The sequence below is a fragment of the Methylobacterium sp. Leaf88 genome (genome assembly GCF_001422795.1).
Lineage (GTDB): Bacteria > Pseudomonadota > Alphaproteobacteria > Rhizobiales > Beijerinckiaceae > Methylobacterium.
Genome location: NZ_LMMK01000012.1, coordinates 330,280 through 342,623 on the forward strand (window position 1 = coordinate 330,280; position 12,344 = coordinate 342,623).

Annotated in this window: 10 protein-coding genes; 4 read left to right on the top strand and 6 right to left on the bottom strand. The window is 69.9% G+C overall.

Annotation, left to right across the window (positions count from 1 at the left end; all coding sequences use genetic code 11):
• Positions 1–3 precede the first annotated feature (3 nt).
• Positions 4–894 (top strand): aldo/keto reductase family oxidoreductase, encoded by an 891-nt coding sequence (locus ASF20_RS07940; protein ID WP_056272730.1) that lies wholly within the window; start codon positions 4–6, stop codon positions 892–894.
• Positions 895–939: 45 nt separating this feature from the next.
• On the opposite strand, the gene ASF20_RS07945 is transcribed toward ASF20_RS07940, so the two are convergent.
• Positions 940–4,389: a DUF3971 domain-containing protein gene (locus ASF20_RS07945; protein ID WP_056272734.1), complete on the bottom strand. Its 3,450-nt coding sequence runs from the start codon at positions 4,387–4,389 to the stop codon at positions 940–942.
• 173 nt (positions 4,390–4,562) lie between these two features.
• Here ASF20_RS07945 and ASF20_RS07950 point away from each other — a divergent pair, with 173 nt between their 5' ends.
• Together ASF20_RS07950 and ASF20_RS07955 are read left to right on the top strand one after the other, a co-directional pair.
• Complete coding sequence (locus ASF20_RS07950) at positions 4,563–5,030, top strand: peroxiredoxin (RefSeq protein WP_056211439.1); 468 nt, start codon at positions 4,563–4,565, stop codon at positions 5,028–5,030.
• A 98-nt stretch (positions 5,031–5,128) separates the two neighbouring features.
• Positions 5,129–6,349 (top strand): M23 family metallopeptidase, encoded by a 1,221-nt coding sequence (locus ASF20_RS07955; protein ID WP_056272738.1) that lies wholly within the window; start codon positions 5,129–5,131, stop codon positions 6,347–6,349.
• A gap of 112 nt (positions 6,350–6,461) precedes the next feature.
• Here ASF20_RS07955 and prfB read toward each other — a convergent pair.
• The 5 genes from prfB to ASF20_RS07980 form a co-directional block, all read right to left on the bottom strand.
• Positions 6,462–7,590 (bottom strand): peptide chain release factor 2 gene (gene prfB, locus ASF20_RS07960; RefSeq protein ID WP_156375915.1). Its coding sequence is split into 2 segments (ribosomal slippage): positions 6,462–7,520 and positions 7,522–7,590, totalling 1,128 coding nucleotides; the frame shifts between segments, so codons are not numbered across the junction.
• A gap of 236 nt (positions 7,591–7,826) precedes the next feature.
• On the bottom strand, positions 7,827–8,147 hold the full coding sequence (locus ASF20_RS07965) for a hypothetical protein (protein ID WP_082487798.1): 321 nt from the start codon (positions 8,145–8,147) through the stop codon (positions 7,827–7,829).
• 211 nt (positions 8,148–8,358) lie between these two features.
• On the bottom strand, positions 8,359–8,586 hold the full coding sequence (locus ASF20_RS07970; protein WP_056272751.1) for a hypothetical protein: 228 nt from the start codon (positions 8,584–8,586) through the stop codon (positions 8,359–8,361).
• A gap of 189 nt (positions 8,587–8,775) precedes the next feature.
• On the bottom strand, positions 8,776–10,008 hold the full coding sequence (locus tag ASF20_RS07975) for an LL-diaminopimelate aminotransferase (RefSeq protein WP_056211437.1): 1,233 nt from the start codon (positions 10,006–10,008) through the stop codon (positions 8,776–8,778).
• Positions 10,009–10,249: 241 nt separating this feature from the next.
• Positions 10,250–10,576: a hypothetical protein gene (locus ASF20_RS07980; RefSeq protein WP_056272753.1), complete on the bottom strand. Its 327-nt coding sequence runs from the start codon at positions 10,574–10,576 to the stop codon at positions 10,250–10,252.
• Between the two features lie 143 nt (positions 10,577–10,719).
• On the opposite strand from ASF20_RS07980, the gene phaC reads away from it, so the two are divergent.
• Positions 10,720–12,344: class I poly(R)-hydroxyalkanoic acid synthase (phaC, locus tag ASF20_RS07985; RefSeq protein ID WP_244476357.1), on the top strand; the 1,625-nt coding region annotated here is incomplete at its 3' end.

Here is a 12,344-nt window from a genome sequence, read left to right on the forward strand (position 1 = left end):
TCCATGAACGATCGCGATAGGGCGAAGGATCTCGACGGGGCCGGCACCTACCGGCTCGGCGACCGGACGGTGAGGCGGATGGGCTACGGTGCCATGCAGCTCGCCGGACCGCAGGTGTTCGGCCCCCCGAGGGACCGGGCTCGTGCTGTGGCCGTGCTGCGGGAGGCGGTGGCCTCCGGTGTGGATCACATCGACACGAGCGATTTCTACGGCCCCCACGTCACGAACCAGATCATCCGCGAAGCGCTGCATCCCTACCCGGACGATCTCGTTCTCGTCACCAAGGTCGGAGCGCGGCGGGGACCGGACGCCTCCTGGAACCCGGCCGCCTCGGCCGAGGACCTGACGCGCGCCGTCCACGACAACCTGAGGAACCTCGGCGTCGAGGCGCTGGATGTGGTGAACCTGCGGATCATGTTTAACGCGCACGGTCCCGCCGAGGGCTCCATCGCGGAGCCCCTGGGCGTCCTGGTCGACCTGCAGCGCCAGGGACTCGTGCGCCGGATCGGACTCAGCAACGTGACGCCGCGCCAGGTGGCCGAGGGGCGCGCGATCACGCCCATCGTCTGCGTGCAGAACGCCTACAACCTCGCGCAGCGGGCGGACGACGCGCTGGTCGACGACCTTTCCGCCGCCGGTATCGCCTACGTGCCCTTCTTTCCGCTGGGCGGCTTCAGCCCGCTCCAGTCGACGACGCTGTCGGCCGTCGCCGCGCGCCTCGGCGCGACCCCGATGCAGGTCGCCCTCGCCTGGCTCCTCGCCCGGGCGCCCAACATCCTGCTGATCCCCGGCACGTCGTCGCCGGAGCACCTGCGCGAGAACATGGCCGCCGCCGGTCTGTCCCTGCCGGCGGACGCGCTGGCGGAGCTCGACGGGATCGCGGGCGCGGGCTGACCATGGGGATCCCGGAGCGGGGTCGCGCGCAGGACGGCGAGCCCCTCAGCGCTCGGTCTCGCTCATCGGCGCGCCCGCAGCGAGGCCGTCATTGCCGCCGCCCGCGCTGAACAGCTTGCGCAGGATGCCGGGGGCGAGGGCCGAGAGCGGGTTCACACTCACGTCCGGCTTGGCGAGGCGGCCGGACACCCGGAAGTTCAGGGCGAACAGGCCCTCGTTCCGGCCGCCACCGAGGAGCTGGCCGAGGATCGGCAGCTGGGAGACGACGTTGTTCAGGCCGTAGAGCGGCACGAAGGTGCCGTTGATGTCGGTGCGCTCCTTGGCGGTGTCGAGGAAGCCCGTCATGGTGAAGCCCATGGCGGGGTTCGAGATCGCCGCGTCGCTGATGTCGATCCGGCTGCCTGTGCGCGTGAAGATCGCCCGCAGGCGGTCGAACTCCACGTCGTTGCCGGCATTCTGCACGACGTATTTCCGGCCGCGGGAATCCACGACCTCGCTGGTGGCCGGCCCCTGCGCCATGATGCTGGACAGGGCCGGCTCGTTGCGCAGGATGAAGTTGCGGATCTGGACGGAGCCCGGCTGCGGCCCGTCGTTCAGGGCGCTCGTCATGATCAGCTTGCCGCCGTACATCCGCTTGTAGATGTCGGCGAAGCGCAGGGTCGAGCCGGCATCCAGCGTCTCGATGGTGACGCTCGAGGCGCCGCGATCGGTGTGAGTCACCTGCGCCGAGAAGGGCGCGCTGCTGAACTTGCCCTGGACGCGCCCGCTTCGCAGGTCTCGGCCGCGCAAGGAGAGCTTGGCGCTGGCATTGGTCAGGGATTCCCCGTTGAAGCCGCTGACGATGCCGAGGCTGAGATCGGCCTCGACATCCTTCGGGTTCGCATCCCGGGCCCCCTTGACGTCGGGCCCGCCGAGCCCGCGCAGGAACGGGCGCGCATCGGCCACGGCGCCCCGGACGGCGACCCGATAGGCATTGCCGCCGGTGCGGTCGACCTGGACGCGCATGTCGTCCCCAGGCGAGAGCTTCAGCGCCGTCAGATCCGCGCGCTCCAACCCCCCGTCGCCGTTGAGGCTGGCGCTGCCGCGCGCCATCAGCGGTCCCGCGTCAACGACGAGATCGCGCAGGTCCTGGTTGCCGTTCGCCCCCTCGCTCACGGTGAAGCTCGCGCGTCCGGCCTTGCCGACGGCCTTCGTCACGCCCGGCAGGAGCCCGTCGCTCCCCATCCGGGTGAGGTCGGCCTCCACGCGGATCGGGGGCTTGCCCGGTCCGGTCCGGCCGATCGGCAAGGTCAGGCGGACCGGGATGGTGCCGGTGATCTGGGGCGCCACCGGCAGGCCCTTGCGGGCCCGCAGGGCGTCGTCGATGGCCAGGCCGATATTCACCTCGCCGGGCGCGCCGGCCTTGGGCTGGCGCAGGTCCACCGTGATCGGCGTACCCATGACGCGGCCGTCGCCCTTGAGCGAGAAGGCGCCCCGCTCGCAGAGGACAGTGAAGCGTCCGCCCTCGAGCCGCTCCTTCCCGAACACCTTGTCGACCGCGATGTCCGACAGGGTCCCGGTGATGCTCACCGGCAGGTCCGGTAGGTCGGGGATGTGCTTCAGGTTAAGGGGGAAGTCGATGCGCAGGTCCGCGGCGCCCTTCACCGTCCCGGGATCGAGATCGAGGCCCGTGAGGGTCTTGAACATGTTGGTCTGCAGCAGCGAGACCAGGGCGTCGGCGCCGCCGCTGAGGCGCAGCCCGATCTGCGCCGTCACCGTGTCGGGGGTGATCTTGGGGATCACGAAGGATCCATCCGAGATCGACAGGGTCCGGTTGTCCGCCATGCGGACATCGGCGGTGACGTTGCGGATCTTGGTCGTCTGTCCGGTGATCGTGCCGGTCACCCGACCCCGCGTGAGCGGCGGCGAGTCGGGCACCACGATCAGGGTGGCATCGGAGACCGCGAAATCGATATGGACCGCGTTGTCGGGCATCGGCTCGCCGCGGGTGGCGGCGGCGAGTTCCGAGCCGCTCATGTCCACGGTGATGTCGACCGCGTTGACCTTTCCGCCGCGCAGGTTGTCCACGAGGTAGTTGCGGGCGGGCGGCGCCACGTGCTCGGGCCAGAGGCGCAGCGCCATGCGCCCGTCGGTGTCGCCGGCGACGATGTGCAGGGTCAGCCCGTCATCGTCGGCCGAGGTCCCGATGGTCCCGGTGATCCGGCCGTTGGCGGCACCGGCCCGGACCGAAAAGTCGTCGATGACGATCCCGCCGGCCTTGCCGGTGAGATGGGCCGAGACCGTGTCGAGGCCGACGGGTTTGTCGGCCGCATTGGCCCCGCGCAGCACCGCGTCCTTGCCCGCCAGTTCCAGGGTCCAGGCGGAATCCGCGCCCGCGGGCGCCGCGGTCCAGGCGCCGGTGAGGTGCACCGCGTTGCCGGCCCCGCGATAATCGAGGGCGTCGAGCTTCATCGCCCGGCCGGCCTCGTCCCAGCTCACCGCGGCCGCGAGGCTGTCGATGGTGACCGGGTTGAAGTCCTTCTCCTCGATCAGGACGTTGCCGCCGCCGGTGCGGATCTCGGCCGTCATCGTCTCGATGCGCCCGGCATCGATCGCCACGTCGGCCTTGGCCGAGAGCTTGAGGTCGGTGTCCACCGGCAGCTTCGACTGGCCGGACAGGAGGAGGAGGTCGCTGATCGGCAGGTCGTCGAGGGTGATGATGCCGGTGCGCTTAGTGCCCCCGGCCTCGTGCAGGTCGCCGCCGAAGCGCCATTCCCCGTGCGGCCCGTCGATGCGCAGTTCGAAGACCCGGGCGTCGCGCACGGCATCGCGGCGGAACAGGCCGTTGACGTGCTCGAACACGGCGCGCTGGCGGGCATCGTCGTCGATGAGCGTGAGGCGTCCGTTGGTGATCCGCGCCCGGTCGAGGGCGCCGATCACGCCGGCGGAATCGAGCACCACCCCGAAGATCGAGGCGACGCTGGCGGAGATCGGCGAGACGTGGCCGGCCGCGGCATCGACGCTCGGCAACGTGTGGGGCACCACCGCGCTGCCCGGGCTGCTGTCGGAGGCCGCGAAGGCGATGCTGCCGTTGCGGTGGACCAGGGCCGTCATCTGCAGGTCCCGGAACTCGATGGCCCGCGGCTGCACCGCGAGGCGCAGGAGGCTCCAGGTGTCGAGGCTGACCACGGCCAGGGGCGCCCGGACCACGAGGGCGCCCTCGGGATTGTGGATGTCGAGGCCGGCGACGCGCAGGGCCAGGGACTGCTCCGCGTCGAGCTCCAGGGCGCTGTCGCTGAGAGCGACGCGCCAGCCGGGACCGATGCTGCCGGCGATGGCCGAGGCCACGCGCTCCGACATGCCGTCGATGCGCAGGGGACCCATCGACAGGCGGCCGATGACTCCGCCGACGGCGACCGTCAGGCCGACCACCAGGGCGGCCGCAATCCAAAGCAGCGGCCGCCGCCGTGCGGCGGGCCGCGCGGGCCGCGAACCTTTGGCCGTTTCCTGGTCCATCAATCCTTGTGCCGCTGGATCGGAACGTCCCCTCGGGCTATCGAGCGGCAGTCCTACGGGTTTCTGCTTGCGCGGGTCTTTGGCGTTCGTCGGTCCTGGTGCGCCGGGGCGTGGAACTCCCGTCGCGGTGCAACGCCAGAGGCACACCATCAATCGGCCGAAAGGAAGGCATGATGCCCCTCGATACCGGAGATCAGGCGCCCGACTTCACCCTGCCGGGCGCCGGCGACGAGACGATCAGCCTCGGGGACCTGTCGGGCCGCAAGGCGGTCCTGTACTTCTACCCCAAGGACGACACGAGCGGTTGTACCCTGGAGGCGCAGGGCTTCAACGCCCTCGGCCCCGACTTTGCCGCGGCTGACACCATCGTGATCGGGGTGTCGCCGGACTCGGTGAAGAGCCACGACAAGTTCCGCGCGAAGTACGCCCTCACCTTTCCGCTGGCCTCCGACGAGGGCAAGGCCATGCTCGAGGCCTATGGCGTGTGGGTCGAGAAGAGCATGTACGGCCGGAAATACATGGGCGTGGAGCGTACGACGATGCTCCTGGACCGCGCTGGTCGCATCGCCCGGATCTGGCCGAAGGTGAAGGTGCCGGGCCATGCCGAGGCGGTGCTGGCCGCCGCCCGCGATCTGGCCTGAGGACTGGATTCCGTATGATGAATCGTCGGGGCTGCGCCTTGGCGGTTCGTTAACCCTGATCCGGGCAGGGTGACGCGGTGGATCAGGTCACGCGTCCCATGCCATCGTCTTCCCGGAAATTCTCCTCGACGGCGAACCGCGTCGTCCCCGCCGGCCCGGCTTCGGCGCTGCGGTCCCGCCTCCTCGCCGGAGCGCTGGCCGTCGCCGTCGCCTGGGCCGGCGGGGCGACGTACTACCTCGTCTTCCACGACGAGGTGCTGGCCCGCTTCGTCTCGCAGCAGAGCGCCCTCCAGTACGGCTACGAGGAGCGGATCGGCACCCTGCGCCTGCAGCTCGACCGGGTGACGATGGAGCAGGCGGCGTCGCGCGACGGCCTCGCCCAGCGCATGGCCGAGCTCGCGCGCCGGCAGGCCGCGCTGGAGGCCCGCCAGGCCGCCATCGCCACCCTCGCGGGCGATCCCGACGCCGCGACGCTGGCCGCCCCCGTGAGCGAGGCGCCCGAGCCCGCGATCAAGGGCCCGTCCAATTCCCTGCCGGGCACCCTGTCAGGCGCCAAGCCCTTCCCGACCCCCGATGCGCTCCAGCTCAGGACCGCCGCCGACCCCTCCTCCGGGCGACAATCCGCCCGCGCGGTCGAGGGAAGGGTCGCGGCCCTGGAGCAGCGCCTGGACGGCCTCGCCGAGGCGCAGTCCCGCGTGCTCGCCACGATCGGGGCGCGGGCCGGCAAAGGCGCCCAGCGCCTGCGCGGCCTCGTCGCCCGCCTCGGTCTCGATCCCGCCCGCTACGAGCACGAGCGTCCGGCCGGGATCGGTGGGCCGCTGGTGCCCCTGAGCGGCGACGCGTTCGCCCTGTCCCTGTCGGAGGTTCAGCGCTCCCTGGCCGAGGAGGCGCATCTGCGCCGGATCACGGCGGCCCTCCCCGTGCGCCGTCCGCTCTCCGGGGACCTCAGCCTGTCCAGCAATTTCGGCCCCCGCCTCGATCCGTTCACCCGCGGCTACGCCATGCATACCGGCATGGACATGCGGGCGGAGACCGGAGAGCCGGCCCGCGCCACGGCGGCGGGACGCATCACGGTGGCCGAGTACAATGGCGGCTACGGCAACATGGTCGAGGTCGATCACGGCCACGGCCTCGTGACGCGCTACGCCCATCTCTCGGCCTTCGACGTATCGCCGGGCCAATGGGTCGAGCCGGGCACGATCGTCGGACGCGTGGGCTCCACCGGCCGCTCCACCGGCAGCCACCTGCATTACGAGACCCGCATCGACGGCGAGCCGGTCGACCCGGTGCGCTTCCTCAGGGCCGCCGACGTGCTCTGACCGGCCCTCCGCCGGCTCCGCCTCGCGTCGGGATTCTCCGGCGAGGGAGCCGGCGCGGCGTTTTCCCGAAGCCGGGAAACGCCGTCCGACCACCCGGGAGCGGGCGCGCGCCCTACTCGATGTCCTCGACCACATCCGCCCCGCCATAGACGCGCTGGGCGAGGGACGCTTCCATGAACGGATCGAGGGAGCCGTCCAGCACCGCATCGGGATCGGTGGACTGGGTGCCGGTGCGCAGGTCCTTCACGAGCTGGTAGGGCTGCAGCACGTAGCTGCGGATCTGGTGACCCCAGCCGATGTCGGTCTTCGCGGCGGCCTCGGCACTGGCCTTCTCCTCCCGCTTCTTCAGCTCGGCCTCGTACATGCGGGCGCGTAGCATGTTCCAGGCGGTGGCCCGGTTCTTGTGCTGCGAACGCTCCTGCTGGCACGCCACCACGATGCCCGTCGGAATGTGCGTGATGCGCACCGCCGAATCGGTGGTGTTGACGTGCTGGCCGCCCGCGCCCGACGACCGGTAGGTGTCGATGCGGCAGTCGGATTCCTTGATCTCGATCTCGATCCGGTCGTCGATGACCGGATAGACCCAGACGCTGGCGAAGCTGGTGTGGCGGCGCGCGCTCGAATCGTAGGGCGAGATCCGCACCAGCCGGTGCACGCCGGACTCGGTCTTGAGCCAGCCATAGGCGTTGTGGCCCTTAATCAGGAGCGTGGCGCCCTTGATCCCGGCCTCGTCGCCATCCGACCACTCGACGATCTCGACCTTGTACTTCCGGCGCTCGGCCCAGCGGCCATACATGCGCTGAAGCATGTTGGCCCAGTCCTGGCTCTCGGTGCCGCCGGCGCCGGAATGGACCTCCAGGTAGGTGTCGAAGCCGTCGGCCTCGCCGGAGAGCAGCGTCTCGATCTGGCGCCGCGCGGCCTCCTTCTCGACGGCGCGCACGCCCGCCTCGCCCTCCTGGATGGTGGCCTCGTCGCCCTCCATCTCGCCGAGTTCGATCAGTGTGTGAGCGTCCTCGAGGTCCTGGCTCAGCTTCTTGATCGCGTTGACCGCGTCATCGAGCTGTGTGCGCTCGCGCATGACCTTCTGGGCGGCCTCGGCGTCGTTCCAGAGCTCGGGATTCTCGGAAGCCGCGTTCAGCTCCGCGAGGCGTTTCTCGACGGTATCCCAGTCAAAGATGCCTCCTCAGCAGTCCGATCGACTGCTTGGCGGCATCCGAGAGTTGTTCGATCTCGGCGCGCATCTGGTGTTTCGGGCTCGTGTGTTCGGGGTGTGGGACCGGGTGATACCGGGCCGGCCGGATGGTGTAAACGCCGGGGAGCGAAACCGAGGCCGCGTCGCGCCCCCGGTCGGCGCGCCGGCGCTAGGGGGGCGAGCCCGCACGTGGCTCCGCCTGCTCCCCGGCATCGGTCGTGACGGGAGGCGGATCGGTCCCCTGGGACGCGATGACCCCAGGCAGTGTCGCCGGGCCGACCGGCGCTAGCGGAGGGCGGGGCGGACGTAGTCCGGCGGGCCGATGCGGGCCGGCGCCAGGACGAATTCGCGCGGGCGGTGGCGCTGGTTGAGCGGGCCCTCGCTGAGGCCGTCGCTGAAATACTCGGTTCCGGTCAGGCCGAATCCGCCGCCGTTCATCACGCTCGGCACCGGCACCGCCTCGGGAACGTCCGGGATCGGCCGGCCGGAGCTCGGGCTCGTCGGCAGCACCACGGGGCCGTTCGCGCCGAGATAGAGGGTCTGCGCGGAGGCACCAAGGGTGAACCCGAGACCGATCAGGCCAGCAGCGAGGAGGGTCCGCATCATCAGCACCACGATCAAACTCCGGCGGGCAACCTGAAGACCCGGAGGGACGCGCCCGGGGGCATCTTGCCCCAATCCCACGTTCCTGTCCGTGTCCGTTCGGTCGCGGGAGCGCGACATTCGTCGCTGTCCTGTGGGAAAGCGGCCGCGACGCGCGGCCTCGAGACGTCGACGGCCGGACATCGGCCCGGCCCTGCGACGCGTTCCGGGGGGCTCAGCCCTTGGCGCGGACCACCACCGAACGCTCCTGGAGCGCCGGTTCGCAGGTCGAATAGAATCCGTTCAGCACGGTCGGCCGCGAGCTGCACTCGTAGCCGAGCGTCGGCTCGGGTGCCGGAACCGGGTCGCGGGCGACGATCGGCTTCGGCGCGCAGGCGCCCGCGGAGGCGCTCAGCACCAGGGCGACGGCAAGGGGCAGGCGACGAAGGGTCAGGCGACGCATACGATCCTCGGGCCTCGGCGAACGCACCGCGCGCAGACAGGAAACGCAGCGCGGCATCGCTGGGACCCTGCGGAGCGCGCCGCGCCGTGACAAGCGCATCGGTGCGTTTCGGCAAGCTTTGCGGCCGGCTGTCTCCCGGCCGCAACATCCGGGCCCAAGGTTCGGGCCCGAGATCCAGACGAAGGAGCCTCAGCCGGCCTTCGACAGGGACGCCTCGGGCATCGGCACCACGTTGTGCAGCGTCTTGTCCGAGGTCTCGAAGAAGCGCCGGACGTTGCGCGCCGCCTGCCGGATGCGCTGCTCGTTCTCCACGAGCGCGATGCGGACGTAGTTGTCGCCGTGCTCGCCGAAGCCGATGCCGGGGGCCACCGCCACGTCGGACTTCTCGAGGAGGAGCTTCGAGAATTCGAGGCTGCCCAGCGCCTGGTACTTCTCGGGGATCGGCACCCAGGCGAACATCGAGGCCGACGGGGTCGGGATCTTCCAGCCGGTCTTGCCGAAGGACTCGACCAGCGCGTCGCGGCGCTTCTTGTAGATCCCGCGCATCTCGACGATGCAGTCCTCCGGCCCGTTCAGGGCGGCGGTGGCGGCGACCTGGATCGGCGTGAAGGCGCCGTAATCGAGGTAGGACTTCACGCGGGTGAGCGCGGCGAGCAGGCGCTCGTTGCCCACCGCGAAGCCCATGCGCCAGCCGGCCATGGAGAACGTCTTCGACAGGGACGAGAACTCCACCGTGCAGTCGATGGCGCCCGGGATCTCCAGCACGGAGGGCGGCGGATCGCCGTCGAAGTAGACCTCCGCATAGGCGAGGTCCGACAGGATGATGATCTCGTGGCGCTTCGCGAAGGCGACGAGGTCCCGGTAGAAGTCGAGGCTCGCCACGTAGGCGGTGGGGTTCGAGGGATAGCAGACCACGATCGCCACCGGCTTCGGGATCGAGTGCTGCATCGCCTTCTCCACCGCGGGGAAGAAGGCGGGCGTCGGCTCGGCCGGCACGGACCGGATGACGCCGCCGGCCATGAGGAAGCCGAAGGCGTGGATCGGGTAGCTCGGGTTCGGCACCAGCACCACGTCGCCCGGCGCCGTGATCGCCTGCGCCATGTTGGCGAAGCCCTCCTTCGAACCCAGCGTCGCCACCACCTGGGTGTCGGGGTTCAGGCTCACGCCGAAGCGGCGCTTGTAATAGTTCGCCTGGGCGCGGCGCAGGCCGGCGATGCCCTTCGAGGCGGAGTAGCGGTCGGTGCGCGGACGGCCGGCGGTTTCCACCAGCTTGGCGATGACGTGCTTCGGGGCGTCGAGGTCCGGGTTGCCCATGCCGAGGTCGATGATGTCGGCGCCGTTGGCGCGGGCCTGGGCCTTGATCCGGTTCACCTGCTCGAACACGTAGGGGGGCAGGCGCTTGATGCGGTGGAAGTCGGTCATGGCCTTCACGATGTCCGAGAAAACGAGCGAGAGATACGAATGGGGGCGCGGGGCGGCGAGCGTCACCCGGCGCGAAGCTGTCATCATCCCGAGATGGTGGCGTGGTCTTCTCCGGATGTCCCTCGGGTGGAATCCGGACGTCTTTTGACGGCCTCGCCTGGCGCAGGGCCGTCGCAGAATCCGCACGCTCGCTTCCCGTCTAACAGTTTTGTGCCCCGACGCCGAACGATATCTGGGGGGCCTACGGCTTGGCGGCCTGGGCCGCGCCCTCGGCGGACCGGCCGCGCGCTTCGTTGCGCCCGCGCGCCGCGACGAGCTCCGCCTCCAGGGCCTTGGTGCCCTCGGGCGTCTTGGCCCGGATCGGCCGGGCCGGGGCGGAGACGCCCACCGGCATGAAGTCGTCGCCGCCGCGGCGGGACTGGGCCACGAAGTCCGGCGCCTTGGCGGGCGGCCCGGCCTCGCCGGTGCCGTAGGCGATCCGCATGGGATTCAGGTCGCCGGAACATCCCGCGAGCAGGAGGGCCACGGCGAGGACCGCGACAAACTGAGATTTGTGAAGCCCGGACATGGGAGAAGTCAGCCGTTTTGGAGGCGTGCGCTCTGGCGGAACTCCGCGATGGCGCGTTAATTTGTCGGAAACGAGGCCCCCTCGACCGTACGGCAGGCGTCGTGCGGCCAAAGGTTCGGCCAGACTCGGGGAGAGATGCACGCGTGACGACCGAACGGACGACACCGCTGCCCGACATCGAGGCCCTGTCCCGCAACGCGAGCCTGCTGGTCGAGGAATTCGGCCGGGCCGCGTCGCGCTACATGAAGCCCGTGGGCACGCCGGACGCCCTGCCGGTCGAGGCGGTCGAGCCGCCCGAGGAGGTCAAGGACGTGGTCCGCACCCTCGGCAGCGTCGCCGAGACCTGGCTCGCCGACCCGAAGAAGACCGTCGAGGCGCAGACGAAGCTGAGCGAGGCCTTCATCACCCTCTGGGGCTCGACCTGGCAGCGCCTGCAGGGCGAGAGCGCTCCGCCCGTGGCCGAGCCCGAGCCGAAGGACAACCGCTTCGCCCATGCGGAATGGTCCACCAACCCGATCTTCGACTTCATCAAGCAGAGCTACCTCATCACCTCCCGCTGGGCCGAGGGCCTCGTGGACGAGGCCGAGGGCATCGACGAGCACACCCGGCACAAGGCGCAGTTCTACCTGCGCCAGATCACCGGGGCGCTGTCGCCCTCGAACTTCGTGATGACCAATCCGGAGCTGATCCGGCACACCCTCCAAGAGAACGGCGCCAACCTGGTGCGCGGCATGAAGATGCTCGCCGAGGACATCGAGGCCGGCAAGGGGCAGCTCCGGGTGCGCCAGACCGATCCGGCGGCGGGCTTCGAGGTCGGCGTCAACGTCGCGGTGACGCCGGGCGAGGTCGTCTTCCGAAACGACCTGATGGAGCTGATCCAGTACGCGCCGACCACGGAGACGGTGCTCAAGCGGCCGTTCCTGATCGTGCCGCCCTGGATCAACAAGTTCTACATCTTGGACTTGAACCCCTCGAAGAGCCTGATCGCCTGGATGGTCGGCCAGGGCCTGACGGTGTTCTGCATCTCCTGGGTCAACCCGGATGCGCGCCACGCCGACAAGGATTTCGAGAGCTACATGCGGGAGGGCATCGAGACCGCGATCGATGCGATCGGGGTCGCCACCGGCGAGAACGAGGTCGCGGCGGCGGGCTACTGCGTCGGCGGCACCCTCCTGGCCGTGACCCTGGCGATGCAGGCCGCCACCGGCAACAAGCGCATCAAGAGCGCCACCTTCCTGACCACGCAGGTGGACTTCACCCATGCGGGCGACCTGAAGGTGTTCGCCGACGAGGATCAGATCCGCCTGATCGAGTCGCGGATGCAGAAGCGTGGCTACCTCGAAGGCACCGGCATGGCGACCGCATTCAACATGCTGCGCCCCAACGACCTGATCTGGTCCTACGTGGTCAACAACTACGTCAAGGGCCAGACGCCGATGCCCTTCGACCTGCTGTACTGGAACGCCGATTCCACTCGGATGCCGGCGGCCAACCACTCTTTCTACCTGCGCAACTGCTACCTGAACAACACGCTCGCGCAGGGGAAGATGATCCTCGGCAACGTCCGGCTCGACCTGAAGAAGGTGAAGATCCCGATCTTCAACCTCGCCACCAAGGAGGACCACATCGCGCCCGCCCTGTCGGTGTTCGAGGGCTCCGCGAAGTTCGGCGGACCGGTCGACTACGTGCTCGCCGGCTCGGGCCATATCGCCGGGGTGGTGAACCCGCCGGCCAAGCCGAAATACGGCTTCTGGACCGGAGGGCCGGC

Excerpts from the sequence above, each read along its gene's own strand:
- ASF20_RS07940 (WP_056272730.1), top strand. The coding sequence starts at position 4 with ATGAACGATCGCGATAGGGCGAAGGATCTCGACGGGGCCGGCACCTAC.
- ASF20_RS07945 (WP_056272734.1), bottom strand. The coding sequence starts at position 4,389 with ATGGACCAGGAAACGGCCAAAGGTTCGCGGCCCGCGCGGCCCGCCGCA.
- ASF20_RS07950 (WP_056211439.1), top strand. The coding sequence starts at position 4,563 with ATGCCCCTCGATACCGGAGATCAGGCGCCCGACTTCACCCTGCCGGGC.
- ASF20_RS07955 (WP_056272738.1), top strand. The coding sequence starts at position 5,129 with ATGCCATCGTCTTCCCGGAAATTCTCCTCGACGGCGAACCGCGTCGTC.
- ASF20_RS07965 (WP_082487798.1), bottom strand. The coding sequence starts at position 8,147 with ATGATGCGGACCCTCCTCGCTGCTGGCCTGATCGGTCTCGGGTTCACC.
- ASF20_RS07970 (WP_056272751.1), bottom strand. The coding sequence starts at position 8,586 with ATGCGTCGCCTGACCCTTCGTCGCCTGCCCCTTGCCGTCGCCCTGGTG.
- ASF20_RS07975 (WP_056211437.1), bottom strand. The coding sequence starts at position 10,008 with ATGACCGACTTCCACCGCATCAAGCGCCTGCCCCCCTACGTGTTCGAG.
- ASF20_RS07980 (WP_056272753.1), bottom strand. The coding sequence starts at position 10,576 with ATGTCCGGGCTTCACAAATCTCAGTTTGTCGCGGTCCTCGCCGTGGCC.